Genomic DNA, 25,126 nt, shown 5'->3' on the forward strand with positions numbered 1-25,126 from the left:
CATCGGCCGGTGCCGCCGGCGTGGCCGGTCCGTGGCCTGGGCCATTATCCGCCGTACAGGCCCTACACCCAGAGCTGCTCGCCGAGGCTGCCTCCGGCGGCCGCGCCGGGCGGCACGTAGACCACGGCCGAGGCCTGGTGCTGCAGGAACGGGGTGAGGGCGTCGCGGGTGGCCAGGCGGTCCTGGACCCGGATGAACTGCGCGGGGTCGCGCATGAAGGCGCAGAACAGCAGGCCGCGGTCGGTCGGGCCGTCGTCGTAGCTGTAGCTGCGCCGGAGCATCCGGGCACCGCCGTCGAGGCGCGGGCTGGTGAGCCGGACGTGGGCGTTGGCGGGGATCACGTAGGAGCCGTCGGGGTTCTTGGCGTAGATGTCCGGGTCGTCGTGTTCGGCGGTGCCGGTGAGTGGGACGCCGTCGCTCTCGCGGCGGCCGATCGCCCGGTCGCGCTGGTCCGCGGGCAGGGCCGCGAAGCCGGCCACGTCCATCCGGATCCGGCGGTAGACCAGCACCGTGCCGTTCTGGTGCGCGCCGGGCGGCCCCCAGACGAACTGCTCGTCCTGCGCCGGACCGGGGTTGGAGGTGCCGTCCTTGAAGCCGAACAGGTTGCGCGGGGTGGTTCCCGGGGCGGTGACGGGGAGGAAGCCGGACTGGCTCCAGCGCGGGGTGGCGCCGGCGGACCGGGCGGCGCTGGAGGCGAGTTCGGCGACCACGGTGAGCGTCCAGCGGTCGGCGGCGCACAGCTGGAGCAGCAGGTCGCCGCCGCCGCGGGCCTGGTCCAGCTGGTCGCCGGGGAAGGGCGGCAGTTCGGCGAGCGCGGCGGGGACGTTGAGGCCGAGCCGGGTGGCAAGGTCCGGGCCGACGCCGACCAGCGAGGTGAGCCGGGTGGTGCCGACGCCCTGGAGCCGGACATCTGACGGGGCGTCGGAAGCCGCTGCGGCGAGGGCGCGGGTCAGCGCGTCGAGGACGGTGCGCAGGGTCTGGCGGTCGGCGGCGGCGGAAGTCTGCGGGAGGTCGAGGGCGAGCAGTTGGGTGGCCGGCTGCTGGGGCGCCGTCACGCCGGCCTGCCGGGGCCCGTAGAAGGGGGGCACGGCCTCGGGCGGCGCGGCCGGGGCGCGCTTGTGGGCGTCCGTCTGGTCGTTCCTGACCAGGTCGTCGGCCGCCACGCCGAATCCGGCGGCGAGCACCGCACCGGCAGCGAGCAGGGCTCCGCGCCGCCCGAATCCGGCGCTGACCGGGTGGACGGGATCCTGGGCCTTTTCCGGTTCGGTGGGCATGCGGCTATTGCAGACGATAGAACACCTTCATGCAAATGCTGTCTGTCCAACCTGTGTTGAGTCTCCATCAGGTCCGACCGCCGGGTCCTCGGGCGGTGGCGGTGCGCCTATCGGTGCTGGTCGCGGCGGTGGCGCTGGCGGCCACCGGGTGCTCTTCCCCGGGTTCGGCGTCCGCCGACGCGAAGCACCCGGCCGGGACGGTGCTGCGGGTGCCGCAGGACTTCCACACGGTGCAGCAGGCGGTGGACGTCGCCCGTTCGGGGGACACGGTGCTGATCGGCCCTGGTGTGTACCGGGAGAGCGTGCAGGTCACCAAGCCCGACGTGGTGCTGCGCGGCACGGACCGCAACGCGGTGGTCTTCGACGGCGGCGTGCGACTGGTCAACGGCATCACCGCGACCGGCGCGGGCTCGGTGGTGGAGAACCTCACCGTGCGCGACTACCTCGCCAACGGCGTGCTGTTCACCGGCGTCACCGACCAGAAGCTGCAGCAGCGCGGGGCCGGCGGCTCGGCGTACGACCCGCTGGACACCTCCCGCTTCCCCGCCGTCCAGGGCTTCCGGGCGACCAGGGTGACCACGTACGACAACGGCCTGTACGGCATCTACGCGTTCGACGCGCACGGCGGTGTGATCGAGGACTCCTACGCCTCCGGGCAGGCCGACTCGGGCATCTACGTCGGCCAGTGCCGGCCCTGCGACACCCTGGTCCGTGGGAACACCATGGCGCACAACGCGGTCGGCATCGAGATCACCAACGCCTCCGAGGGCGTCTCGGTGCTGGGCAACCTGGTCACCGGCAACCGGGTCGGTGTCACCGTCAACTCCAACGACCAGGAGGCGCTCGCCCCGCAGCACGGCGCGGTGCTCGCGGGCAACGTGATCAGCGACGACAACGCCACCGACACGCCCGAGCAGGCGGACGGCGGCTTCGGGATCGGGATCGGCATCGGCGGGGGCACCGGGGACCGCGTGCAGCGCAACCTGGTCCAGGGCAACACGGCGGTCGGGGTGATCATCACCGACCCGCCCGGGCACCCGGCGAGCGGTGACCAGGTCACCGGCAACCGGGTCACCGGCAACGGCGAGGACCTGGTGCTGGCCGCCGCGGACCCCAGCAACTGCTTCAGCGGCAACCAGCCGGCGACCCAGAGCCCGGCCGGACTGGAGGGCCTGGCGGGCTGCGGGGCGAACGGGGCGAGCAGCGGGGCGAGCGGGCGGGGCAGCCTGCCGAGCGGTCGGGCGGCCTCGGTGCAGGCACCGTCCGGTGTTCCGTTCAGCCAGGTGCCGGCGCCGCCCGCGCAGCCGTCGATGCCCGACCCGACGGCCGCGGCCGTTCCGGCGACCGGGTTGCCGGGGACCGTCGATCCGGACGCGTACCCGCTGCCCACGGACTCCGGTGCGGTGCCGGCCGCGCACTGACGCGTAGTCGGATCCGCGGTGCGCCATGGGATTCGGGTCTCAGCCGGTGCCCGTGTCCCAGGGCGCCTCCGGGAGCTTGGCGTTGGCGTCGTGCCCGGTGAACTCCAGGGTGGTCGGGGTGCCCAGGCCCGGCATTCGCATGGTGACCCTGCGCAGGCCGCCGTTGCCGTCCACCCAGTAGGTCAGCGGCGACTTCCCACCGTCGGGGCCGCTGCCCGGGGTGGTGCCGGTGGCCCGAGGGCCGGAGATCTCGTCGTAGTCGCGGCCGTCGATCCGGTCGCGGCCCAGCCAGCGGGCGCCGGACTGGGCGAGCAGCAGCGGGTTGTCGGGCCGGTCCGCGCCGAGCCCGATCAGCAGTTGTAGCCCGGCGTCCAGCGGATCGGTGGTGTAGGAGCGCGGCGACCAGCCCGAGCGGGGGATGTGCTCGGCCTGCTGCCAGGGTGGGGTGCCGTCCAGCGCGGGGGCCAGGCCGAGGCCGTCGCTGTCCCAGACGATCAGGCCTTGGTCGAGCTGCGGAGCGGCGGTGGCGCCTGACGTGCCGGACGACCCGGTGAACCCGGCCCCGGTGGTCTGGTAGCTCCCGACGCCGTGGTGCGTCCGGTAGTCCACCACCCCGCTGACCCGCAGCACCACGCCGCCACCCTCGGCGGCGGTCAGGGTCACCGCCACGGGGCTGGCCTGGTACACGTTCAGTCGCGACAGCGCCAGGCGGGAGGCCTCGTCCATCGTCACCGGCCGCTCGCCGCTGCCGCCGGACAGGCTCCGGTAGGCGGCCACGCCGCCCACTGCGGTGCCGCACACGGCGAGCGCGATCAAGGCCCTGAACCAGCGGGTCCGGTGCGACCAACGGGTCCGGCGTGGCGCGGGGCCGTCCTGGCGCGGCGCGAGGCCGGCGGTCTCGGTCTTACGAGCCATGCGGTCGTCTTCTCTCATCGCTGGGGGAGTGGTCGGGTCCCGGCCGATCGGTTGCACGGGCTATCGGTCATGCAGTCGGGCGGTCATGGAGTCGGGCGGGTTCGCCGGCCGGTGACCCGGCGACCCCGCCCGATCCGGCCCCGGGATCACCGGTGCCGGCCGCCCCTCGCGGGGCCGCGGCCCTAGCCGCGCTGTGCCGAGGCCTTGCGCCTGCGCGTCAGCACGAGCATCGTCGCGCCGACCGCGGTGAACGCGGCGCCACCGACCAGGGCCAGCGGAACCAGCTCGTCCATGCCGGTGAAGGCCAGGTGCGAGCCGGGCGGGGAGCCCGGGCCGGGCACGACCGGTGCCGGCGTGGTCGGGCCGGGCGTCGGCGTGGGCGTCGGGGACTGGCCCGGCGTCGGCGTCGGCGTCGGCGTGGGCGTCGGCGTGGGGGTCGGCGTCGGCGTCGGCGTGACGATCTTCTGGTTGACCGCCGTCACCGAGACCCCGGTGGTGAGGTTGTCGGCAGTCAGGACCAGCGGCCCGAAGACCGTCGAGTCCGGCGCGGTGTAGCCCGCGGGCGGGCTGACCTCCTGCCAGTAGTACGTTCCGACCGTGCCGCTGCCCTGGCAGATGCCGTCGGCCCCGGTGGCGCAGACGTCACCCACCTTGGTGTCCGGCTTCGACCCGCCGGTCTGCAGGCCGTCGATGCCGTTGCTCTCCTCCCACAGTTGGAACCGGGCTCCGGCCAGCGGGTTGCCGTCCTGGTCGTGCTTGACCACGCGCAGCACGCCCTCCTGCTGGCGGAAGCCGAAGTCGTAGGTGTGGTTGTTCTCGCCGGGCCCACCGGTGGTCAGCGCCTTCACGGGGTAGGCCGTACCCGGCGGCACGGTCCCCTTGGAGTCGATGAAGTGGTTGATCCCGACGTTCGCGTCGGTCGGCACCCACTCGTAGAGCGGACCGCCCTTGGCGTAGTCGGCCGGGTCGTCGAGCTTGATGGTGTAGTCGGTCTTCGGCTTGAGCCCGCCGCTGACGTCGGAGTCGTCGAAGTAGTACTCACCCCGCGCCGTCGTCTTCGTCGTGCCGACCAACTTGCCCGATCCGTCGTACAGGTGGATCGTCGCCCCGGCCACCGGCAGCTGGCCCGGGTCCTGGATGCCGGTGCGCTGCGGGTCGTACCAGACACGGTTGCCGATCTGCAGCGGCGCCTGGTCGCAGAGCACCTCCAGGTCGCCCATCGAGGCGCCCTTGCCGAACGCGGAGTTGACGCCCGCGGGGTTGAGCCGCAGCCCGTCCGGCGGGTGCTGCTTGCCGTCCCGTCCGACGAAGGCGGTGCCGGTCCCGAAGGCCGTGCTGTTGGGGTCGAAGCTGGAGACCGCGATGGTGTCCTCCACCTTGGAGAGCGCCATCCCCGCGAAGGCGGCGTTGTGGTGGGCACCCAACCGGCTGTTGTCGAAGAACCGGGTGCCCCGGGGGGAGAGCCCGCAGCCGCCGTTGGTGTCCATCACGTACGTCCCGCCCGCTGGGCAGGCCTTGTTCAGGTCGCCACCCGACAGCACCAGGCCGGGGGTCCCCGGGGTGGGGCCGGCCGGCGCGCGGTCGGCGAACCGGTCGCGGAAGGCCAGCAGCATCGAGCCGTCGGTCTCGAAGCCGATCTCGCCCAACTCCGGTTCCGGCTGGGCCAGGTAGCTCGTGCAGGCCTGGCCGTTCTGCGAGGTCGGCCAGGTGTTGGTCCAGGGCCACCACCCCGTGCCGCCGTCGCACGCGCCCGAACCGACCGTGGACTGCCGGGGGTAGTCCAGCGGCTGGTCCAGCACCGGCTTGCCGAAGGCCCCGGTGGCGAGGTCGAACGGCATGACCACCACGCGCATGTCGGAGGTCTTGCCGGTGGACTCGCCGGAGCAGACACCGCCGACGTAGCCGGCGCCGTCCTGCATGCCGAGCCCGAACGGCCGCCAGTCCACGGCCGCCGGGCAGCCCGGGTCCGGGATGCTGAAGGCGGCCTTCGGCGCCGCCGCGGTCGCCGCGGTGGCGTCGTACTCGTAGAGCTTGCGATCGTCGAGGTTGACGACGAACAGGGAGGACCCGTCGTCGGTGACCTTGATGCCGCCCAGGCTCTCCTTGCCGGGCACGGCGAGGAAGGCGTCATCGGTGCCCGGACCGTGCACCGTCGTGCCCGCGTTCGGGACCACGGTGAAGAGCGAGGTCTTCTTCGCCGCGATGTCGGTCACGTAGATGCCGCCGGGCCCGCCCGGACCGTAGTCCGTGGTGCGCTTGGCCACCGCCGAGGAGAAGACCCGCTTGTCGGCCTTGTTCCAGGCGATGCCGTAGAGCGTCCCGGTGTCGGCGTTGGTGGCGATGTCGGTGACGTTGACACCGTTGGCGCCGTCCTGCCCGCGCGTGTCGTACGGGAAGGAGACCAGCGTGCGCTGGGATCCGCCTTCGCGCGAGGCGGGCTGACAGGTCGTCACCAGCGGCGCGTTCTTCTGGCAGTAGTCGCCAGGGCTCCACAGGCCGGTGGTGTAGGACACGCTCTTCTTGCCGGAGAGGTCGACGAACTCCTCGTTGCTGCTCAGCTGGGTCGGCGCGCCGTCCAGGCCCTGCGCTGAGGCGAAGGCCGGGAACAGCACGCCCGGCTGCGGATTCACCACCTGCACGCGGTACTTGCCGCCGGTGGCCTTGCTCTGCGCCGGGGCCAGGGTGACCGTGCCGTCGGCCGCCGTGACCGCGTCGATGCTGGTGCCGGCGTCATCGGTGAGGGTCACCGTGACACCGCCGATGCCCGGTTCCAGCCCGGGTGTCCAGGCGCCGCTGGTGTCCACGGCCCGGATCACCCGGACCGTCACCGTGCCGTCCCCGGCCTGCGGGTACGCCGACGGCGCCAACACCAGCGAGCAACTGCCGAGTCCGAGGACGAGCGCTGCGACGCCGCCCGTCGCGCGCAGACCGACGCTGCCCGGCCGTCGCAGGCCGGGCCCGCGCGCGCTGCCTGTTACTGGTTCGCTTCTGTCTGTCATCCCCTGCTCTCATCGTTCAGACAAGGGGCAGCTGCCCAACTTCATGAGGGAGTACGTGAGATGGCGGAGAGAGCCGCCTTGCTGGCGAGCTTAAGGGGGATTTAGGCAAGATCGTGGCGGAATGGCGAATTACGTCTTCATGAACCTGTCGAGCAGTGAGCCTTCTCAGAGTGGGCACTGGTCCTGCGGGTGCCGGAAATGACGTCTGTGCAGGTCGGGCGCCTGGCGTGGGTCTTGTGTGCTGCGGCGTGCTGATCGCTGACCAGGCTTCGCCTGACGTACCTGATGATCTCGAAGCGCGTTCGCCGCGCTGCGGTTGCTACCGCTGAGCGATCGTGGCAAGGGCGTTGAGATCCTGGCCCTTCGTCATCGGATCACAGTGCTGCAGCGGCAGCTCGGTTCGGCGGGTGCGGCGGTGGTCAAGGGTGGGCGAAGAGGGTGCTGGCGAGGGCGACGTGGACGGCGGTGCCGCCCAGGATGCTCAGGACGGCGTTGCGCCGCCAGAGGTGCAGGCCGAGGGTGGCGGCCAGGGCGACGGCGGTGGGTACGGCCCGCATCGGGCTGGTGAGGGGGAGGTCGCGCAAGGCGTAGACGGTGAGGATCACCATCACGCCGACCGGCATTCGCTCGCTCAGGTGGTGCAGCACGGCGCTGGCCCGCAGTGGGGCGAGCGCGGCGAAGGGCAGCGCGCGCAGGCCCCAGGTGACGGCGGCCGACACCCCGATGGCGGCGAGCAGATAGGGCGTGTCAGGCACGGGTCGGCTCCTTCGGGGCGGGGGTGCGGTGCCGGGTGAGGGCGCGTCGGGTCAGCAGCCCGGCGGTGAACAGCGCGGTGGCGGCGAGCAGCATCTGGCCGGGGAACAGGAAGCGCGCGGCGAGTGCGCAGACCAGGGCCAGTGCGGGGGTGGGGACGTCGCGTCGGGCGCGGTAGGCGTCGACGGCGAGCACGACGAACAGCGCGGTGAGCGCGAAGTCCAGGCCGACCAGCCGGGCGGGCACCAGTGCCCCGAACAGCGCGCCGGCGGTGGCGCCGGCGACCCAGTAGACCTGGCAGAGCACCTGCAGCCAGATGATGCGTCGCCCGCTCCAGGAGCGCGCCTGCCGCCCGGTGGTCAGGGCGTACGCCTCGTCCGTCATGGCGAAGGTGCTGTACGCCCGGCCGAACCGGCCGCCGACCCGATGCAGCGGGAAGGACAGGGCGTAGAAGACGTGCCGGAAGTTCACCAGGAACGCCGTCATGGCGATCTGCGCGAGCGGGGCGACCGCGACAACGAGCCCGATCAGCAGGAACTCCAGCGACCCGGCGTAGACCAGCGCGGTGAAGGCGGTGGCCCACCACCAGCTCAGGCCTGCGTGGACGACGAGCACGCCGAACGCGATGCCGAGCGGGAACAGGCCCAGACCGACGGAGCTGGAGTCCCGGAGCGCGGCCGTCAGGTCGTTCCGGGCGCTCGGCGCGGCGGCGTTCGTGTCGGCGGCGTTTGTGTCGGCGGCGGGCCCAAGTGGCGGAACGGGACGGCTGAGCGTCCCGCCAGGGGTGGAGTTCATGGGGAAATTCTAGGCCGGATTTCCGGTAATATGGTTTCCAATTATTGCCCTGGAGTCGCGCTGTGAGTAATAAAGAGATGCTGGACGGCATTGATCGTGACATTTTGTTCCACCTGCGTCAGGACGGTCGGCTGACCAACGTCGAACTGGCCAAGCGGGTCGGCCTCACGCCGCCGCCCTGCCTGCGCCGCGTCAAGCGGCTGGAGGAGGCCGGGGTCATCGCTGGATACCGGGCCCGGATCGACCCGGCGGCGGCCGGCCGGGGGTTCGAGGTGGTGGTCGCAGTGGAGATCGGCGTCAACGACCTGCAGACGGTGGAGGAGTTCGAGTCGACGGTTGCCTCCTACGAGGAGGTGGTCGAGTTCCGCCGGCTCTTCGGCCGCCCCGACTACTTCATCCGCGTCGCGGTCGCCGACCATGCCGCCTACGAGCGCTTCCTCACCGCCCGGCTGATGGGGTTGCCGGCCGTCGCCCGGGTCGACTCGCACCTGACCATGAAGATCATCAAGAACGACGGCTGAGCGGGCCCTCCTCCGCCCGTGCGGCGGGGGACACGTTGCGCCAGCGGCGGAAGAACGCGTAGACCCGGTCCCAGGGCGGGAAGTCGGCCAGCATGGCCCGCCACTTGGTGCCGTTGTCGACCAGGTAGTGGACGGCATCGAGCATCGTGCGGTGGCAGTACGCCTCCGGCTGCTCGCCCCGGCCCCGCAGCCAGCCCGGCACCGGCAGCAGCGGTCTCACCACCGCCCACTCGGCGTCCGACATGTCCGTCGGATAGCGGGGCTCGCGTACCCCGTGATCGGCCGCGTTCCCGAACCGGTGAGCCAGGCAGTCATACGCAAGGGTGACCGGGCTGGACTCCACGGCCGCCACTGCGAAAAGCTGTGACAACAGGGCCTCCTGGATCACTCGTTGGCGTAGACACCCTCGGAGCTACCACGAGGCCCTGCTCTTATGCGCGGCTCCCGCCACAGTCACCCGATCGAGACTCCCGTTCGACCGGCACCTCTCAAGATCGGAACGGCAACAGCCACTAACACCATCGGAGGAGGTTGATCTCTGCGCCTGCCGAGAGGTCATCCGCGCAGCTCAAGGAGTTGCTCGGCGGTTGCGGCAGGATGATCACTCGTGTTGCTTCGCCTGGCATACCTGACTGTCACTAATGTGCTCGCCGCCCTGAGGCTGCTGCCGTTGAGCGACCGCGAGATGGATGTGGAGATCCTCGCCCTGCGTCATCAGCTTGCCGTCCTTGGGGGGCAGTTCGGTGAGGGCCGGGTGAGGTTCGCTCCGGCGGACTGGGCTTTCCTTTTGCGCTTCTTGCTCCGCTGTCGCGCGGAGTCCTGCGCCGCCTGCGGCTGTTGGTCCGACCGGACACCGTGCTGCGCTGGCATCGCGACCTGATGAAGCAGCGTCACGTCCGCTCTTGAACCCGTCGTGGGGGTACAGGCGCGTGCACGGTGAACTCGCAGCCCTCGGCATCAAGATCGCTGCCTCCACCGTATGGGAGTTTCTCAAGGCCGGGGGCATCGACCCCGCGCCCGACCGCAGCGTCACCACCTGGGCCGACTTCCTGCGCTCCCAGGCCGGAGCGCTTCTTGCGTGCGACTTCATCGAGACCGTCACCCTGACTGGCCAACGGCAGTACATCCTCGCGGTCATCGAGCACGCCTCCCGCCGGGCCGTCCGCGTCCTGGGCGCTACCGCGCATCCCACTGCCCATTGGGTCGGCCAAGCCGCCCGGAACCTCGTCATGGACCTTGAGAATGCCGGAGCCGCCGTCAGCTACCTGATTCGCGACCGGGATGCGAAGTTCCCGGCGCTCTTCGACCAGATCCTGGGCGACGCCGGAATCAAGGTTGTGCTCTCCGGCATCCGCATGCCGCAGATGAACTCCGTCATGGAGCGCTGGGTGCAGACCTGCCGCCACGAACTCCTGGATCGGACCGTGATCTGGAACGAGCGCCACCTACGCCATGCCTTGCGCGAGTTCGAGCGGCATCACAACGGGCGCCGGCCCCATCAGGCCATGAACCAGGCCGCACCACTGCGCGTGGTGCCCGAGCCGATCGCTGATCCCGGACGGATCGCCCGCCTGGACATACGCCGACACGATCGGCTCGGCGGAGTGATCCACGAGTACCGGCATGCCGCTTGACCTGGGCGGATGAGGCTTTCGGCAGGCGCAACGCCGCCTGACCTGGTCGGATGATGTATTCGGCAGCCGCACGGTCGGGGCAGTGTTACCAGGCGGTCAAACGCCATGGTCAGATCTTCGGCCGACTGCAGCTCCGCACTGAGTGTCTCGTCACCACCGCTCAGCAGGCGGTACAGAGTCGTGCCGGCCGCGCGGAGCGCAGGCCACCCTGGCGAGGCCGGAGTCGGTGCAGCCCCCCAAGCTCCCTGGCCTGGAACGTTCAAAGCCTTGTGGCCAGCTGATCGATCCGGGCACGGTTACGGGCTGAGCCGATCCTGTTGGCCAGTTTTCGGGCTTGTAATGCGTGGTTCAGGGCCTCATCCCGTTCCCTGCGGGCGAGGTGCGCCTTCGCCAGGTAGAAGTGCATGCTAGCGCTCGCGCGGGTGAGCGTCGGGTCGGTCTTGGGGAGTGCCTCATATAGCTCGCTCACGGCGTCGCCGTCGCCGAGTTGAGCGAGCATGCTGCCGCGCCAGCGGGTCAGGTGGTTCTCGTTCAGACGGACGCTCGGCATTTCGAGATCCTGGTCGTGGTCTCCGGGAGGAATCACTGCCGAGGCCCGGTCCAGGGCACGTAGACAAGCGTCCCGTTGCCCTGTGTGCGCGAGCGCCTCGGCGGCACTGGCGTGAAGCCATGCCACAAGGCGGGCAGATGCCTTGCGCGCCACTGACCGAAGCGCTTCCTGGACGAGTTCTACCGCGAGTTCAGGCAGCCCCGCCGCATACAGCACAGGGGCTCGGGCTGCCATGGTGTACGCGAGGTACGCCGGGTCCTTCGACTCGGCGGCGGCCCGTTTGCCTAACTCGTACAGCCGCCAGGCGCGTTCTACGGCACCGAGGTCAAGCGCCTGCCAGGCAGCGAGCGTGGCTGCATCGGCGAGGGCCTTCGCAATGTGCTCCCGCATGCTGGGCAGCGTGGCGAAGGTCAGCAAATCTTCCAACGCTGTCAGATGAGCCTGCACCTGGTCCCTCAGGACGATGGCCCCCAGCTGGCGATCCAGCGTGCGCAGGAGCTGGGTCTGGGCGATGAAGGTGTTGACCATGCCACTGCTCAAGGTGTGAGCCGCCTCGAACTGGGCGGCCAGCTCTTCGTAGCCGACTATCAGGAACGGTGGATTTTCTGCGGCCTTGCCGTGGGACAGGACGCGGTGCTGTGGGCCGCTACTGTCCGCGCCAGTTCCCACTTGGTCTGCGATCGCGGGGAACGGTGCGGAGGAAACCTCAGCCTGGACGGAGGCGATGAGCCGGTCTCGATCAGCTGGACCCAGACCCAGGCCACCTGCTAGCAGGTTCACCGATGACAAGCGCGGGCGCCGTCCTCCCGACTCCAACATGCTGATCGCATGCCTGGACACACCTGATCGTTCTGCCAGTTCCTCCTGCGTCGACCCGGCGCGCAAACGGTACTTCCGTAAGATCGGCCCGAACTCTCCAGCCATCTGATGCCCCCGACCAGTAGCTTCCGCTCAGTTGACGATCGGGCAGTGTCCCCGCCGTCGACTCGTTGCCTGGACAGACCGTAAGGGCAGACGGCGCTGAACGCCACAGCAGCGCAACACGAACGCGATGGAGCACACTGCCACGTTCAGCCAGGATGGTTCACGTGCGGAAGAGGGCACTGGAAGGGCAGCGGCGCTGGTAGCGGCAACATCTGGCACGCCTGGTGGAACCAGGGCCAGCCGTGGGCAGGTGCGCAGGACCTCGGCGGGAACATCGCCGCGAACTGGCCAGGCATCAGCCGAGCGCGCAGGGACCCCGATCCACCGGTGAACGCCCGGGGCCGGCACCGCAGACGCAGTACCGGCCCCGGGCCGGTGGGCCGGCCGGTGGTGCCTGCCCCGATCTCGCTGCCGGTCAGCGGCGGGCTTTCCCGAACGCCGCGGCTGCCGTCCTGGCTCCGGGTGGCTCGTGGACCAAGTACGACCTCACCGGCGTCGGCGCAGCAGCCAACATCTAGCCTGCTCGTTCAACCGGGGCCGGACCGGATCGTGGGTGGCAACGTGAAAGTGCCTTCTGAACTGGGAAGATGAGGCTTATCAAAGGTCTCCGTCGTACCAGCAGGAAGATAACTGTGAACCGGTAGCCGCACTGAACGGTCAGCGACCCAATCGGGCCGCGAGACCGTCGAGCACGCAGTCCAGGCCGAACGTGAACTCGACGTCGGGGTCGAGTTCCTCGCCTTCGAGGACGCGGCGGGCGAGCATCGGGTGCTCGCCCGCCGCGAGGACCTCGCTGATATAGGGGCCGACGCTGCGCTGCCACTGCTCCTCGGTCAGGCCGGTGCGCTGCTCGGCGCGCCGAGCAGCCTGCTGTGTGGCCACCGAGCCGAGCACGTACGCGCGCACGGCTCCGAGCGCCTGTGAGGCCAGGGTGATGTCGGGCGTGAGCGCGACGGCGGCACGCAGCGCGGATTCGGACCGTCGCAACGAGTTGGGGCCGAGTGAGGGCCGGCCTGCCAGTTCTCCAGCCAACCAGGGGTGCCGCAGCAGGGTCGCGCGCTGGGCGTGCGCGACCGCGGCCAGGTCGGCGCGCCAGTCCCGCGTGGGCTCGGGGAGCGGGTCCTCGCCCTGCGCCGCGTCGACCATCAGGTCCATCAGTTCGTCGCGGTTGGTGATGTAGCGGTAGAGGGTGGCCGTCCCGGAGCCGAGGTCGCCCGCGACCCGGCGCATCGAGACCGCGGCCAGGCCCTCCGCGTCGGCGACGGCCAGCGCGGCGGCCACGTACTGGTCCACTCCCGGTGCGCGTCGGGCCGGTTCGGGGCGAGGCCTGGTCCACACCGACCAGGGAGCGGGTTCGGTCATCGGGTGCTTCCTCTTCTCGTTGACCGGCATTCTAGCTTCTGGCTACGGTGTATCCATGACAGAAACAGCGTATCTGGAAGTGCCGGTCCTCGTGGTCGGGGGCGGCAGCGTCGGGCTGCTCACTGCGGCGTTGCTCGCCCACCACGGCGTCTCCGCGGTGCTCGTCGAACGCCGCCCGGGGCCGTCGGTCCACCCGCGCGCCACCGGCATCGGGCCCCGGACGGTCGAGATCCTGCGTGAACTCGGGCTGGACACCGCCGTCGACGCTGTCGCTGTCGACCTGCGGGGTGCCACGGCCAAGGCGGTGGCGCGGACCGTCGTCGAGATGGGCGCGGGCGATGTCGTGACCGTGCCCATGCCGATCCCGTCCGCCACCGAGCTGGACACGACGCCGTTCAGGCTGCGTGGCGTCTGCTCACAGGACCGCCTTGACGCCGTGGTGGCGGCCGACTTGGCGCGCCGCGGAGCGGATGTGCGCTGGTCGACCCGCCTGGTCGGCATCGCGCAGGACGCCGACGGGGTCGACGTCGAGCTGGAGGGGCCCGATGGTCGCTACTCGCTGCGCTGCGCGCGCGTGGTGGCCGCGGACGGCACGCACAGCGCCGTGCGGGCCGCGCTCGGCGTGGGCACCTCCGGGGCGGGCGACCTGGGCAAGTCGAAGATCAACATCCTGTTCCGCGCCGACCTCCGACCCCACCTGCGGGGGATGTCCTTCGGCACCTGCACGATCACCACGCCGGAGGCACCCGGCCTGCTGGTGACCGTGGACGGAGCGACCACCTGGGTCTTCCACGTCACCTGCGACGTGGACGGGGGCGAGCACCCCGAGGACTTCACGGACGAACGCTGCGTCGCGGTCGTCCGCGCGGCGGTCGGCGATCCCGACCTCGACGTCGAGGTGCGCAGCGTGCTGCCGTGGCGGCCCCGGAGCGCCCTGGCCGACCGCTTCGCCGTCGGCCGCGTGTTCCTGGTCGGCGACGCCGCCCACACCGTGGCACCGCTGGGTGCGTTCGGCCTCAACACCGGCGTCGCCGACGCCCACAACCTGGCGTGGAAGCTGGCCGCCGTCCACCACGGCGAGGCGGGCGCCGGCCTGCTCGACAGCTACGCGCAGGAGCGCGAGCCGGTCGCCGCGGCGACGTTGGACCAGGCGATGCGCAGGTTCGCCGACCCGGCGCTGCACTGGGGGCGTGGACCCGAGGCCGACGCCGCCAGGGCTGCCGCGGGGGTGTGGGCGGCGCCGGTCGTGCACCTCGGCCAGCGGTACGACTCGGCCGCCGTCGTCGATCCGCGGCCGGAACTCCCGTCCACGGTCGACCTGGTGGCGGCGCTGGACGGGTCGCCGGGTTCACGGGTGCCCCACGCGTGGGTCGACGGGGTCTCCACGCTCGACCTGGTCGCGTCCCGGTGGACCCTGCTGGTGGGCGCCGCGGGCGACCGGTGGCTCGCCGACGCGGCGCACGTCGGCCTACCGGCACACCGGGTCTGCGCACCTTGGCTGTCCGACGACGGAGCCCTGCTCGTGCGACCGGACGCGATCGTCGCGATGCGGGTCACGGCGCAGGTCCCGGATCCGGCGCGGTTCCTCGCCGACGTCCTGGACCAGCTACTGGCCAGGCCGGTCGCGGTGCCGAGCGCCTGACCGGGGGTGAGGCGCCCCCGTCACAACCACAGCTTGGCCGTGCTGACCTCGAAGTTCGAGGAGTACGCGCGTACTTCCCGTTCGACGACCCGACCGCCGCCCGGATGTCCGCGGATATGCAGGAATTGCTGACATCGACGTGCGGGCCACTGACGGCTGACCCGGTACCACGGCAGATCGCCCTGTCCACGAGTACGAGTGCTGGCCAGGTCACCGCCCGATCCCGGCGCCCTTCCAAGGAGACGGAGCTGCTCGTGCGCAGACACCGGAGCTGCTCGTGCGCAGGCACGAGAACGCGGTGCTGCGCCGGGGACCGGGGTCCGACCTGCCTCCGTGCAGGCAGGTCGGCCCCCCGTCTCACACCTGCGGGGCGGGGCGCGTCATTCAGCGGGGGTGGACCTCGAGGAAAGCGCGGACCGCGGACTCCAGGGCGCCCTCGATCCAGGCCGGCTTCAGGCTGGTGTGCTCGCCCGCGAAGTGCACCCGGCCCTCCACCGTGCGGGTGGCGGGGTGCAGTTCGTGCAGCTGGCCCGGGGTGAAGATGACCGCCTCGCCGAGCGCGTAGCGGGCCCTGGCCCAGGACTGGCTGACGCCCACACCGGCGTACGAGGCGCGGACGACCGGGCCGAACAGCCGCTCCATGTCGTCCAGGGCGAACGCGACCCGCTCGCCCTCGGTGAGGGAGTCCCAGCGGAACGCGTCGTCGGACCAACTGTACGAAGCCAGCACCACGCCGCCCGGCGATCCGGCCGGGGCGTGCGAGGGCAGGTAGGTGTTGCGGCTCGGGCTGTCGGAGGTGCAGCCCGCGCCGGTGAAGCCGTTCGGGCCCTGCTCCCAGAAGCGGGTCTTGAACTCCAGCAGCACCTTGGTGGCGGAGTCGTAGTGCAGCTCGTTGACGGCCCGGCGCTTGGGGTAGGACATCAGCGGTTCGACGGTGCAGAAGCGCAGTGCGCTGAACGGGATGGTGACGATCGCGTAGTCGCCCTCGAAGCACTCGGCGGGCTGGATCGGTGCGCCGTCGCAGGAGTTCTCGGTGCCGCTCTCGGCGGTGGTCTCGATGCGGACTCCGCTGTCGCTCTGGACGAGGCGGGTCATCCGCCGGCCCATCCGGATGTCGTTCCTGAGCGGCGCGGCCAGAGCCTCGGTCAGGACGTCGAAGCCGCCGACCAGTTCCCAGTAGCGGTCGGTCGGCGTGATCGCCGCGTGGTCCATCAGGGTCGGGATGAGGGAGTAGTGGAGCCGGGAGGTGAGGTTCTCCAGGGTGCCCGCCGCCTGGATCTGCGCCAGGTCCCAGCCGGCCTCCTCGACCAGGTAGCGGTGGGTGGAGTAGTCGTCGTACTTCTGGAAGATGGTCGCCCAGGCGTCGATCTGGTCGTTGATGCTCGCGTCGCCGGAGACGGTCACCGGCTTGAGCGCCTCGTTGAGCGCGTCCGCCATGACGGTGCCGGCGCTCGCGCCGAACGTGCCGTTCACCCGCTGCGGCGTGGCTGCGTAGGCGGCCCGGGTGGTGGTGAGTCCGTTGACGCGGATCAGCCGCTTCCCGCCGGACGCCGGGGGCGTGAAGGTGTGGTCGTCGGGGCCGTTGGTCCAGGTCTCGCCGGTGAAGGCCCGGTAGGTGACCGGCGGTATGGTGCCGGTGGGTTGGGCGCCCGGTGCCACGTCGGCGTTGTAGAAGAGCTGGCGCTTGAGCCCGAGCTTGTCCGCGAGCGCGCGGACCAGCGGGTGGAAGTCCGGCAGCCGCATCGCGCCGGCCTCGGCGTAGAGGGCCTTGTCCTTGAAGTTGCGGAAGGTCTTCACCCGGCCGCCCACCCGGCTCTCGTTGGCCTCGATGACGACCACCTCGTGCCCGGCCCGCTTCAGGAGCGTGGCGGCGGTCAGTCCGGCCACCCCGGCGCCGACTATCAGGATCTTCTTGCGCGCTGCTCGAGGCGGGAGTTGGCCGTCGATCAGGATCCGCAGGTACTGCAGTTTCAGGTCCTCGTCCTTGTCGCCGACCAGCAGGAGCTTGCGGGCCAGGTCCCGGCTGACCGCCGGGTCGATCCCGTGGGACGGGTTGGAAATCGGCGGGTTGATGGACGGGCTCCCGGTGAAGCCGGTGGCTCCCGCCACGGCGGCTCCCGCGACCGCGGCCCCCGCGACGGCCGAGCCGAGGAAGCTGCGCCGGGCGACAGCGGTCGGGCCACTCTCAGGTGAATCGCTGCTCTTGGTGGGCGAGTTCGGCATACAAGCTCCTGGGACGGAATGAACATTTCGTCGGACGAGATCAAACCCCATCGAATTGATTCGGGCACGTGCCAACCCATCGGTTCACCCGAACGGATGAAGAAACCCGATTCCCGCCTCGGTTTGCCCCTCCCCGTGACAGACGCTCAGACGGACACGCCATCCACGCGTCGTCCGGGAGCGCAAGCAGCCCTCGCTCTGCCTTGTGCGAGAACTGTGTTTCCAGGCCTGGCGTTTGCCATTCCACGCCTCGGGTAGCTCTTGTCGGGAACGCGATGCCCGCCGCACTCGCCCGTCCCGAAGGGAATCATCTGGCGGCCTTCCCTCAGCACCACGCGCCGCCGGCTCGTCCGCCGCGAGCGAGACGCAGCGACCGCCCTTGAAGACCAGCGGTTCCACTACCGTGGGCGGGGGCACGGCAGTTCGAGGTCGCGCACGGCGAGCGCCCTGGCGGCGACGGGTTCGTCACGGCCGGCCCCCGTGGGTGGTGCGCTGGTCACGTTCCGCCGAGGCGGATGGCTTTGACCAGCAGCAGAATGGCGGCGAGGACGAGGTAGCCGCGCAGGGCGAGCATGCCGAGGCGTAGTCCGGGCGACCATCGGACGGGCTTGAGCAGGGCAAGCGGGGGCATGCGCCAGGCGAGCTTCTCGGCCGCCGGCATCGTGGGCGCCGGAGCGCGGGCCGGGGCGCCGGAACGCCTGCGGGCGATCCGCAGGCCGCCGGCCGCCGAGATGAGTGCGACGACCAGGGCGCCGGCGAGCCAGCGGGTCAGTGCCTTGACGTCGATGTGGGGGAAGAGGGTTGCGGTCATCAGGGTGGCGGAGAGCAGTAGCAGGACCGCGATGATGAGGGTGGCGATGAGGTTGAGCCAGCGGGGGTTGACCCAGGGGCCCAGGACCTCGCGGTCGTTGCAGAGCAGGAGCAGGAAGACGCTGGCGGAGGGGAGGAGGAGTCCGGCGAGGGCCTGGACGGCTTCGGTGATGATGCCGAGCGGTGCGCCGGGGATGAGGACGATGCCGGCGGCGAGCAGCACCATCAGGCTGTAGGAGGCGTAGAACTTCTTCGCTTCGCCGAAGCCGCGGTGCAGGGAGTGCCGCAGGTTGAAGACGTCGCCGAAGGCGTAACTGGTGGCGAGGGTGACGGCGGCGGCGCCGATGATGCTGGCGTCCATGAGGACGATGGCGAACATGACGCCGAGCGTGCGGCTGTGCTGTCCGAGGGCGTTGGCCACACCGGCGGCGTCCGTGAAGTTGCCCGCGAAGCTCGTGCCGCGGGCGGCGAAGTCGGCGATCATGACGAGGGCGGCCGCTCCGACGACGACCACGACCGAGCCGATGACGGTGTCGGCGCGTTCGTAGCCGATGAAGCGCGGGGTGATGCGCTTGTCGATGACGTTGGACTGCTGGAAGAAGAGTTGCCAGGGCGCCACGGTGGTGCCGACGATCGCGATGATCAGCAGGACCGCGTCGCTCGTGATGCCGCCCTGGATGCCGGGGACGACGAAGTGGTAGGCGGCCTGGCCCCACTGGGGCCCGGACATCAGGGTGAGCGGGATGAGCAGGAGGCTGACCGCGATCAGGGCGAACATGGCGCGTTCCCAACGGCGGAAGGAGCCGCTGGCGGTGACGGCGATCAGCAGCAGGGCGGACAGGGGGACCACCCAGTACTTGGAGGCGCCGAGGTACCCGGCGGCCAGCGAGATGCCGATGAACTCGGTGACGATGGTGAGGAAGTTGAGGACGAAGAGGTCGCCGACGCTGAACCAGCCCCAGAACCTGCCGAAGCGTTCGTTGATCAGACGGGCGTGGCCGACGCCGGTGACGGCGCCGAGGCGGACCACCATCTCCTGATTGACGATCAGGACCGGGATGAGCAGCAGCAGGACCCAGAGCAGGGAGTAGCCGTAGTTCTGACCGGCTTGGGCGTAGGTGGCGACACCGCCGGCGTCGTTGTCGCCGACCATCACGATGATGCCGGGGCCGACGATGGCCAGCAGGGTGAGCAGACGGGTCTTGAAGCCCGGGCGTTCCTCGGCGTGATCCCTGGGGATCCGGCCGAACGCGCCTTCGATGTCCCCGAGATGAGCCTCGTCCAGGACGGCGCTGGGCCGCGCTGCGGCCGGCGGTTCAGGCGGCGGTTCAGGCGGCGAGGTGGGCCTGGCCGGCGATGTGGCCTTGGGTGGTACGGGCACGGGCGGCACCGACGGTGCCGGGGTGGGCGGGGGTGCGGGGCGGGCGTTGTCGTCCGGGGGATTCTGAGGGGTCGTCATCCGCCGAGATCCGTTGGGTTCGTGGGCTCACGCGGCGTGTCGTCCTCGGTGCGGCGACCCGGGTACGGGGCGGGCTCGCGGCGGCGCCAGTCCTCCGGGATCACCGTCTCCAGGATGTCGTCGACGGTGATGACGCCGAGGATCTGGTCATGGTGGTCGACGACGGGCACGCTGAGGAGGTTGTAGTCGGTCATCAGCAGGGCGACGTCCTCGACGTCCGTGTCCGGGAGCACCCGCACCGGTTCGGTGGCCATGACCTGCTCCATCAGGGCGTCCGGATCGGCCTGCAGCAGCGCCACCAGGGTCGCGGTGCCGATCAGCCGGTTCTTGTCGCGGACCACGTGGACGATGGTGAGGGCCTCGGGCTGCAGGGTCCGGGCCGCGCTGACGAGGCGCAGCACCTCGGCGACGGTGGCGCCAGGCGCGGTGGTGAGGATGTCCAGGGCCATCAGGCCGCCGGCGCTGGAGGGGTTGAAGCCCATCAGTGTCAGGACCTTGGTGCGCTGGCCGGCCGGCAGGGCGTCGAGCACCGGCTGGCGGCGGTTCTGCGGCAGGTCGTTGATCGCGTCGGCGGCGTCGTCCGCGCGCATCCTGCCCAGTACCTCGGCGATCTCGCCGTCGCTCTTCTGGGCGAGCAGGCGGGTCTGCGAGTCGGGCTCCAACTCCTCGAAGACGTCCGCCTCCAGTTCCGGATCGGCGTGGACGGTCTGCAGGATCTCGTGCGACTCGGTGCGGTTGGCCTCCTCCAGCAGGTCCGCCAGGTCGGCCGGTTTGAGCTTGCCCAGGCGCCCGAACGGCCCCCGCGCACGCGCCGACTGGACATGGCCGATGAGCGGCTCGAAGGACTTCCAGTCCCGCCACTGCGGATGGGCCTCGCCCGCCAGGAAGCCGAACACGCGGGGATGGCGCGGGTGGGTGTCCAGGCGGTCGACCACCCAGCCGTCCGGACGCCGGCGCAGCTCCAGGTCGTGGGCGCGGACGAGTTCGACGTCGGCGACGTCGATCACGCGGTGCCCCAGCACGTCGGCGCGCAGCAGGACCTCGCCTTCGCGCCGTTCGAAGGGCCGCAGGTCCACGACCTCGCTGGTCAGCCGGATCTGTTCGCCGTCGAAGTCCGCGACCTGCTCGATGGGCAGGAAGACCTCGCGCTTGCCGATCTGCACGACCAGGCCGGTGGCCAAGGGGTAGTCGCGCCCGCGCAGACGGACGATCACATCGGACAGGCGGCCCACGACCGCGCCATCACGCCCCACCAGCGGGCGGCGCAACAGCTGGGAAAGCGACACGACACGGTCCACGCCACGACGCTAGTCCGGTTGTGGCGACGGCCCGTGGGACGCACCGTCGTGGGGCGGTACCCGGCTCGAATGGCGCAACGCGTATTCACCCGGCCGGGGCAGGCCGTGCGGACGTCAGGAGCGTGGCACCCCGCTGCGTTGGTGGGCTTGCTCGACGAGCTCTCGGGCCAGGCCGCCGGTCAGGTCGAGCTGGCGTTCGAGCCGGCCGGTGTCGTGCCCGTGGGTGGCGAACACCCAGGCGGTGTAGAGGCGGTTCATGGAGGGGTGGTCGCCGCAACAACGACTGGCGGTAGGAGCAAGTGAGGCGGCCGTCGACCTGAAGAGCCAGTGGCTGATCTGGTGGGAGAGCGGGCCCGAGCCCGCCAACTCGTGCAGCCCAGTGGCGGGCACGCCGTCCAGCGCTGATGCGTGCCCGCCGAGCGGGGTTCGCGGTGAGGTGATCTCGTCAGTGGCTGACGCTCCAGCGAGACATGCGACGAGCTGAGGACGATGCGGAACGACGAACGCCCGCACCTGGCCGAAGGCCTGGACCGGGCGCCGATTCACGGTGCCCGGTCTCCGAGCCCGGCGGGCAAAGAGTGTGTCCGAGACGCAGACCGTGAGCCGACGGCGGTCGGGGGTGCTCCAGGCTCCAGACCACGCGCAGGTCGCGGTTGCCGGCTGCCGGCTGCCCGGGCAACTCCCGCGTACACCACAGCGGTCGGCTCCGCCAGCGCTGGTGTCACCGCGGGGCGAAGCGGGCGAAGCGAGCGAAGCCGAGGTTCGATGGAAGGAACGTACGTCCGCAGCTGCCGCCGACCTGTGCAAAGGCCAGCGGCAGCTGGCGGCGGGTGTCCGGCCCTCAGACGATGAGGAGCCGTGGGAAGGAGATGAGCCATGGAGAGCCACGAAGACGTCCTGAACGGCGGGCGGTGCCCGCACCAGAGTCCGCGACGGCCGGTTCCACCCGCGCCCTCGTCACCCGCGACCGCACCGCGCGCCGGCAGACGCCCAACGCTGGGCCGGCCGGCGACGAAGAGGCACGGCAGGCTGGCAGCGGCCGTCACCGCGGTCCTGACCAGCGCTGTCATGATGGCCGGCACGCCCCCCTCGAGCGCCGCCTCCGCCGCCGTCCCGGCCTACCAGCAGCAACTGGCCAACGACTGCGAGGCGACCTCCCTGCGCATGGTGCTGGCCGCACGGGGGGTGCAGGTGTCGGACCAGGACGTGCTCGGGCGCATCGGCGTCGACCTGGCGCATCCCCAGGCGGGAGTCTCCGGGCCGCTGTCCGGGGACCCGTTCCGGGCCTTCGTGGGAGACCCCAACGGCTCGGAAGCAGCCGGCACCGGCTTCGGCGTGTACTCCCCGCCGATCGCCCAGGCCGCGCAGTCCTACGGCCTGTCCGTGACGGCGGCCGGGCAGGGGATCTCCCCCGCTCAGCTGAGCAGCGCCGTTGCCGCCGGACACCCGGCGATCGTATGGGTCGACTACAACTGGCGTGACGTCGCGGCGAGCTCGTACACCGCGTACGACGGTCAGGTGGTGCCCTACGCCGGCCCATCCGAACACACCGTCGTCGTGACCGCGGTCAGCAACGGACAGTACCTGGTCAACGACCCGGCCCGCGGGCAACTGCAGATCAGCGAGGCGGCTTTCGACGCCGGGTACGCCACCTACGGCGACATGGCGGTCATCGTCCAGTGACCGCTGCGCCCCGGTCGGACCCGCTGTCGAGGCGGCAGCGGGCCCGGCCCGTGGGTAATGGGGGCCCTGGACGGCGGCGCAAGCGCTCCGGACGCGGTTCGGATTCCGCGGTCGAACTGCGCGTCGGCCGCAGCGTTTCCCTCCCCGATGAGCAGCAACGCCCGCTCCAGCCAAGCGTCGAGTTCAGTTGCGAACCTGCCCGACACCGACCTGGCGCCCTGTACGTTCGCCAGCAGTTCGTCGAGCTCCTCGGCCGGCTGCTCAAAGCGCCCTGACGGCCCGCCCGCACCACCGAACTGTGGATGCCTGACGAGGCAGGTGCTGTGCCCCAGGGCAGCGCGGCGGCCGCGGCAGGGGTAGCGGCTGACGACCAGGGCATCGACCCCGGCGGCACCAGCGAGCGCAGGCCACCTACCCTCAGCTAACCTCCCCCCTCGTGGACGATCACCCCGAGCCCTCGACCCTGCGCGTCTTCGTGGCACTGGCTCCGCCCGATGACGCCAAGGATGAACTGGCCCAGGCCCTGCAGCCCGCCTACGCCAGGTACCCACGGCTGCGGTGGAACCGGATCGAGGACTGGCACATCACCCTGGCCTTCCTCGGTGAACTGCCATCCACGGCAGTGCCGCTGCTGCGCTCCGCGCTGGTGGGTGCGACTGCGTCGCACCCACCCCTGCACCTGGGCCTGCGGGGCGGCGGCCACTTCGACCAGCGACTGCTGTGGAGCGGGATCGACGGGGACCTGGAGGGACTGCACCTGCTCGCCGCCGACATCCGGGGCCTGATCAGGTCCTGCGGGATCGAGCTCAGGGACCGCCCGCTGCGCCCCCATCTGACCCTGGCACGGTCCCGCCGCGACGATCCCACCAGCGTGCCGCAGGCCGCGGCCGGGCTCACCGGGTTCGTGGGCCGGCCGTGGTGGACCGAACGCCTCCACCTTGTCGGCAGCAACATCGGCCGTGGCCCCGGGCCGATCCGCTACCGCGACATCGAAGCGTGGCGATTCGCCGCCGCCGTCCGGGCCGGGGGCGACGGCTCCCTCACCGAGCCGTAGCCGGCAGGCGAGCGCCTGCGGCGGGTGGTGGTTGCGTGACGGTCCGTTGGGGACGGAACCCCGGGCCGGGCAGTGCTGCGCCCGGGTGGGTCGGGCGGGCTCGCTGTCTTCGGTTCGTTGTCCCCGCCTGGCCCGGCTCGAACGGGCTGGTCCCCGCCAAGTCGGCTGTCACCGGCCTTCGTTCTCCGGTCTCGTAGGCGTGGAGGCGTGACAAGGCAAGGACGCAGCTTTGGGTCCAGATGCGCTGAGCTGTCGCCCGCTCGTGGTGGCCGTCGCGCGCCGGTACCAGACGGATGCGTCGTGGCCCAGACGGCTCGGATCGTTGTCGGCACGTGGCTGCGCAGGCAGGCGGGGGCCGCGCCGACGGAAAGCCGAGCGACCACCAGAGCGCGCTTCCGGACGCGCTCTACCGGTCCCCCGAGACCGTCACCGGCCGACCCGCCCCGTACCGGCCGCGCCGTCCCGGCTCGTCCTGGCGGGGACGGCGCTCCAGTCCGGGAGGTGCGGAGCGGGCGGGCAGTGCGCCGCTACGCCGGGCCTTCGTGGGCGCGCCCGGCCGGGCGCGTGCGGGTCTTCGGCGGCCGGGCCGCAGCCGGACACGGGCCGGCGCCACCGGGTGGTTGCGGGCAGTCACCGCGGTGTGAGCCGGATCTCCTCGCGGCGGGTGTCGGACCGCAGCGGCCCGTGATGGTGCTCACGCGTCCCGCGCGTCTCCTACCCTTCCTAGTAGGCCGCCCGCCGGTCCCGCCCGCCGCGCCCGCCTGGTCGGCCGCCGCAGCGGCCGCGCTCCCGCGCCCGCAGTCGGCCTTCCGTCGTTTCCGCAGGCCAAACCGGTGCAAATCGCCCAAAAAAGTGTGCCCGGCCAGGTTTGACCACCCCGACGACGAGCAGCCGGCCCGCCTCCGGCGGGCGCATGCGCCCCGCCCCGCTACGACGCCGCGTCGTAGCGGACACCCTTGGATCCGGGCGTCGGCCCCGCTAACAATGGCTCAGTCGCCAGCCGCGGCGGCGGTCTGATCCACTGCCGCGACTCCCGCCCGGCGGTCACCACCCGTGACCGCCCCGGTGCCGACTCCCGCCCGCCGGACCTTCCGGGTCCGCACAGCCGCGGGGCGAGGCACCCCGCACGATTGAGGTCGAACTCCCACATGCCCGTGATCACCACCCGCATGCGCAAGTCCGCCGCCCTGCTCGTCTCCGCCGCCGGCATCGCCGCCCTGGGCGCCGCCGTCGCCCCGGCCACCGCCAGCGCCGATACCCCCCAGCAGATCGCCGCCAGCGTCGTGCCCGCCAACCAGCTGGCCTCGTTCGACCAGATCATCTCCCACGAGAGCGGCTGGAACGTCACCGCGACCAACCCCTCCTCCGGCGCCTACGGCCTGGCCCAGGCCCTGCCCGGCAGCAAGATGGCCACCGCCGGCGCCGACTGGCAGACCAACGCGGGCACCCAGATCAAGTGGGCCTACGACTACATGAACACCCGCTACGGCAGCCCCAACCAGGCCTGGGCCTACTGGCAGATCCACCACAACTACTGACCCACCCGCCCCACGACCACGACCCACGCCACAAATCCAGGCCAGGGCCGGGCCGAACGGGGCCAGAGCCGAGGGGCCCGGAGCGCGAACCACGCGCACCGGGCCCCTCGGCTCGTCCGCAGCAACCACGGACGGAGCCACCTGGCAGCCGGACAGGACGAGAACGCCCCTTAGCTCCAATACCGGTGATTTAGGTCGTTTTCCGGCTGGTCGGGCTGGCTCTGGTGGGTGCGACCAGCCGGACGGTTGGAGTGTCGGGTGCCGTCGGGTT

Annotated in this window: 18 protein-coding genes and 1 pseudogene; 7 read left to right on the top strand and 12 right to left on the bottom strand. The window is 71.2% G+C overall.

Going from position 1 to position 25,126, the window contains the following annotated elements; genetic code table 11:
• Positions 1 to 62: 62 nt before the first annotated feature.
• Positions 63 to 1,274: a Dyp-type peroxidase gene (locus P3T41_RS26200; RefSeq protein ID WP_280692922.1), complete on the bottom strand. Its 1,212-nt coding sequence runs from the start codon at positions 1,272 to 1,274 to the stop codon at positions 63 to 65.
• Between the two features lie 95 nt (positions 1,275 to 1,369).
• On the opposite strand from P3T41_RS26200, the gene P3T41_RS26205 reads away from it, so the two are divergent.
• Complete coding sequence (locus tag P3T41_RS26205; RefSeq protein ID WP_280692923.1) at positions 1,370 to 2,695, top strand: right-handed parallel beta-helix repeat-containing protein; 1,326 nt, start codon at positions 1,370 to 1,372, stop codon at positions 2,693 to 2,695.
• Between the two features lie 39 nt (positions 2,696 to 2,734).
• On the opposite strand, the gene P3T41_RS26210 is transcribed toward P3T41_RS26205, so the two are convergent.
• The 4 genes from P3T41_RS26210 to P3T41_RS26225 all read right to left on the bottom strand — a co-directional run bounded on the left by P3T41_RS26210 (position 2,735) and on the right by P3T41_RS26225 (position 8,157).
• Positions 2,735 to 3,610 carry a hypothetical protein gene (locus P3T41_RS26210; protein ID WP_280692925.1) on the bottom strand — a complete coding sequence of 292 codons (876 nt, stop codon included), beginning with the start codon at positions 3,608 to 3,610 and terminating at the stop codon, positions 2,735 to 2,737.
• A 182-nt stretch (positions 3,611 to 3,792) separates the two neighbouring features.
• A complete protein-coding gene (locus P3T41_RS26215) occupies positions 3,793 to 6,609 on the bottom strand; it encodes an SdrD B-like domain-containing protein (RefSeq protein WP_280692926.1) in 2,817 nt (938 codons plus the stop codon).
• A gap of 419 nt (positions 6,610 to 7,028) precedes the next feature.
• Positions 7,029 to 7,364 carry an AzlD domain-containing protein gene (locus P3T41_RS26220; protein WP_280692927.1) on the bottom strand — a complete coding sequence of 112 codons (336 nt, stop codon included), beginning with the start codon at positions 7,362 to 7,364 and terminating at the stop codon, positions 7,029 to 7,031.
• Positions 7,357 to 8,157 carry an AzlC family ABC transporter permease gene (locus tag P3T41_RS26225; protein ID WP_280692929.1) on the bottom strand — a complete coding sequence of 267 codons (801 nt, stop codon included), beginning with the start codon at positions 8,155 to 8,157 and terminating at the stop codon, positions 7,357 to 7,359. Before P3T41_RS26225 ends, P3T41_RS26220 begins: the two co-directional genes overlap by 8 nt.
• Positions 8,158 to 8,234: 77 nt before the next feature.
• Between P3T41_RS26225 and P3T41_RS26230 the strand changes: the two genes are divergently transcribed.
• The gene (locus P3T41_RS26230; protein ID WP_280692960.1) at positions 8,235 to 8,678 is read left to right on the top strand and encodes an Lrp/AsnC family transcriptional regulator; all 444 of its coding nucleotides are present in this window, start codon (positions 8,235 to 8,237) and stop codon (positions 8,676 to 8,678) included.
• On the opposite strand, the gene P3T41_RS26235 is transcribed toward P3T41_RS26230, so the two are convergent.
• A complete protein-coding gene (locus P3T41_RS26235; protein WP_280692931.1) occupies positions 8,662 to 9,048 on the bottom strand; it encodes a transposase in 387 nt (128 codons plus the stop codon). The genes P3T41_RS26230 and P3T41_RS26235 overlap by 17 nt on opposite strands.
• Positions 9,049 to 9,285: 237 nt before the next feature.
• On the opposite strand from P3T41_RS26235, the pseudogene P3T41_RS26240 reads away from it, so the two are divergent.
• Positions 9,286 to 10,312: pseudogene (locus P3T41_RS26240) on the top strand (integrase core domain-containing protein).
• A 259-nt stretch (positions 10,313 to 10,571) separates the two neighbouring features.
• Here the strand turns inward: P3T41_RS26240 and P3T41_RS26245 are convergent.
• Together P3T41_RS26245 and P3T41_RS26250 are read right to left on the bottom strand one after the other, a co-directional pair.
• A complete protein-coding gene (locus tag P3T41_RS26245; RefSeq protein ID WP_280692933.1) occupies positions 10,572 to 11,786 on the bottom strand; it encodes a helix-turn-helix transcriptional regulator in 1,215 nt (404 codons plus the stop codon).
• A gap of 657 nt (positions 11,787 to 12,443) precedes the next feature.
• On the bottom strand, positions 12,444 to 13,148 hold the full coding sequence (locus tag P3T41_RS26250; protein ID WP_280692935.1) for a TetR/AcrR family transcriptional regulator C-terminal domain-containing protein: 705 nt from the start codon (positions 13,146 to 13,148) through the stop codon (positions 12,444 to 12,446).
• Positions 13,149 to 13,203: 55 nt separating this feature from the next.
• Here P3T41_RS26250 and P3T41_RS26255 point away from each other — a divergent pair, with 55 nt between their 5' ends.
• Complete coding sequence (locus P3T41_RS26255; RefSeq protein WP_280692937.1) at positions 13,204 to 14,790, top strand: FAD-dependent monooxygenase; 1,587 nt, start codon at positions 13,204 to 13,206, stop codon at positions 14,788 to 14,790.
• A gap of 384 nt (positions 14,791 to 15,174) precedes the next feature.
• On the opposite strand, the gene P3T41_RS26260 is transcribed toward P3T41_RS26255, so the two are convergent.
• The 4 genes from P3T41_RS26260 to P3T41_RS26275 form a co-directional block, all read right to left on the bottom strand.
• Positions 15,175 to 17,013, bottom strand: a complete 1,839-nt coding sequence (locus tag P3T41_RS26260) for an FAD-dependent oxidoreductase (RefSeq protein WP_280692939.1) — start codon at positions 17,011 to 17,013, stop codon at positions 15,175 to 15,177.
• 496 nt (positions 17,014 to 17,509) lie between these two features.
• Positions 17,510 to 19,282 (bottom strand): divalent metal cation transporter, encoded by a 1,773-nt coding sequence (locus tag P3T41_RS26265; protein WP_280692941.1) that lies wholly within the window; start codon positions 19,280 to 19,282, stop codon positions 17,510 to 17,512.
• The gene (locus tag P3T41_RS26270; protein ID WP_280692942.1) at positions 19,279 to 20,580 is read right to left on the bottom strand and encodes a CBS domain-containing protein; all 1,302 of its coding nucleotides are present in this window, start codon (positions 20,578 to 20,580) and stop codon (positions 19,279 to 19,281) included. Before P3T41_RS26270 ends, P3T41_RS26265 begins: the two co-directional genes overlap by 4 nt.
• Positions 20,581 to 20,694: 114 nt before the next feature.
• The gene (locus P3T41_RS26275; RefSeq protein ID WP_280692944.1) at positions 20,695 to 20,838 is read right to left on the bottom strand and encodes a hypothetical protein; all 144 of its coding nucleotides are present in this window, start codon (positions 20,836 to 20,838) and stop codon (positions 20,695 to 20,697) included.
• 813 nt (positions 20,839 to 21,651) lie between these two features.
• On the opposite strand from P3T41_RS26275, the gene P3T41_RS26280 reads away from it, so the two are divergent.
• From P3T41_RS26280 to P3T41_RS26290, 3 genes are all read left to right on the top strand, one after another.
• Entirely contained in the window at positions 21,652 to 22,263 is a 612-nt protein-coding gene (locus P3T41_RS26280; RefSeq protein ID WP_280692946.1) for a C39 family peptidase, read from the top strand.
• A 436-nt stretch (positions 22,264 to 22,699) separates the two neighbouring features.
• Positions 22,700 to 23,317 carry an RNA 2',3'-cyclic phosphodiesterase gene (gene thpR / locus P3T41_RS26285; RefSeq protein WP_280692947.1) on the top strand — a complete coding sequence of 206 codons (618 nt, stop codon included), beginning with the start codon at positions 22,700 to 22,702 and terminating at the stop codon, positions 23,315 to 23,317.
• 1,148 nt (positions 23,318 to 24,465) lie between these two features.
• Positions 24,466 to 24,855, top strand: a complete 390-nt coding sequence (locus tag P3T41_RS26290; RefSeq protein WP_280692949.1) for a transglycosylase SLT domain-containing protein — start codon at positions 24,466 to 24,468, stop codon at positions 24,853 to 24,855.
• The last annotated feature ends 271 nt before the right edge of the window (positions 24,856 to 25,126 follow it).

It is taken from the genome of Kitasatospora sp. GAS204B, from assembly GCF_029892155.1.
GTDB lineage: Bacteria > Actinomycetota > Actinomycetes > Streptomycetales > Streptomycetaceae > Kitasatospora.

Coding starts and splice junctions, on each gene's coding strand:
- P3T41_RS26200 (WP_280692922.1), bottom strand. CDS start 1,274: ATGCCCACCGAACCGGAAAAGGCCCAGGATCCCGTCCACCCGGTCAGC.
- P3T41_RS26210 (WP_280692925.1), bottom strand. CDS start 3,610: ATGGCTCGTAAGACCGAGACCGCCGGCCTCGCGCCGCGCCAGGACGGC.
- P3T41_RS26215 (WP_280692926.1), bottom strand. CDS start 6,609: ATGACAGACAGAAGCGAACCAGTAACAGGCAGCGCGCGCGGGCCCGGC.
- P3T41_RS26225 (WP_280692929.1), bottom strand. CDS start 8,157: ATGAACTCCACCCCTGGCGGGACGCTCAGCCGTCCCGTTCCGCCACTT.
- P3T41_RS26230 (WP_280692960.1), top strand. CDS start 8,235: ATGCTGGACGGCATTGATCGTGACATTTTGTTCCACCTGCGTCAGGAC.
- P3T41_RS26245 (WP_280692933.1), bottom strand. CDS start 11,786: ATGGCTGGAGAGTTCGGGCCGATCTTACGGAAGTACCGTTTGCGCGCC.
- P3T41_RS26250 (WP_280692935.1), bottom strand. CDS start 13,148: ATGACCGAACCCGCTCCCTGGTCGGTGTGGACCAGGCCTCGCCCCGAA.
- P3T41_RS26255 (WP_280692937.1), top strand. CDS start 13,204: ATGACAGAAACAGCGTATCTGGAAGTGCCGGTCCTCGTGGTCGGGGGC.
- P3T41_RS26260 (WP_280692939.1), bottom strand. CDS start 17,013: ATGCCGAACTCGCCCACCAAGAGCAGCGATTCACCTGAGAGTGGCCCG.
- P3T41_RS26265 (WP_280692941.1), bottom strand. CDS start 19,282: ATGACGACCCCTCAGAATCCCCCGGACGACAACGCCCGCCCCGCACCC.
- P3T41_RS26275 (WP_280692944.1), bottom strand. CDS start 20,838: ATGAACCGCCTCTACACCGCCTGGGTGTTCGCCACCCACGGGCACGAC.
- P3T41_RS26280 (WP_280692946.1), top strand. CDS start 21,652: ATGGCCGGCACGCCCCCCTCGAGCGCCGCCTCCGCCGCCGTCCCGGCC.
- P3T41_RS26290 (WP_280692949.1), top strand. CDS start 24,466: ATGCCCGTGATCACCACCCGCATGCGCAAGTCCGCCGCCCTGCTCGTC.